Source organism: Paraburkholderia nodosa, assembly GCF_001718195.1.
GTDB lineage: Bacteria > Pseudomonadota > Gammaproteobacteria > Burkholderiales > Burkholderiaceae > Paraburkholderia > Paraburkholderia nodosa_A.
The window spans coordinates 1-630 of the sequence record NZ_MCNV01000081.1 but is presented as its reverse complement, the minus strand read 5'-3'; the positions used below and the strand labels follow the sequence as shown (position 1 = coordinate 630).

The following is a 630-nucleotide window of genomic DNA, read 5'->3' as shown; positions in this document are numbered from 1 at the left end:
CTTTCGCCGGGCTATCCCCCACTACTGGACATGTTCCGATGTATTACTCACCCGTTCGCCACTCGCCGCCAGGATTGCTCCCGCGCTGCCGTTCGACTTGCATGTGTAAGGCATGCCGCCAGCGTTCAATCTGAGCCAGGATCAAACTCTTCAGTTCAATACCTGTTACTGTTTTCGGTCTCTCTCGAGACCGGTCGCTCACTCAAAGCTGACAGGTTCTGAATAAATTCAAAAACCTGACTTACTTTAGTGTGAGACTCTTGATACTTTTGCTGCTCCCGGCTTCATTCCGAAGAACAAGACCAGGTCGCCACCGCATCAAGCGCCCACACTTATCGGCTGTAAATTTTTAAAGATCGATCGCGAAGTTGCCGTTAAAACTGCTCAACTACCGGCTTCTTTCTGCGTTGCTGCGTCAGCAGCAGAGAAACGAGATTATGAAGACTGCCCGGCGATCTGTCAACAGGTTTTTTTACTTCGTTCAACCTGCCGCTCAACTTCGAATCACCCGCAGACCCAGCCACCACAAGGCTTTCGCCCCAGGCTTCCCGTCTCCCCGCGCCTTCATCGAAAGCGCGAAAGACCGGAATTCTAGTCACGCAGATGACATCTTGCAAGCGGTTTTTTGAC

1 protein-coding gene and 1 rRNA gene are annotated in these 630 nt (G+C 51.7%); both read right to left on the bottom strand.

The features are described from left to right. A 16S ribosomal RNA gene (locus tag BFD71_RS38725) occupies window positions 1–157 on the bottom strand; the annotation flags it as partial. Window positions 158–374: 217 nt separating this feature from the next. Continuing rightward, window positions 375–630, bottom strand: a 256-nt coding sequence (locus tag BFD71_RS41910) for a hypothetical protein (RefSeq protein ID WP_218108696.1), incomplete at its 5' end; no start/stop codon positions are given.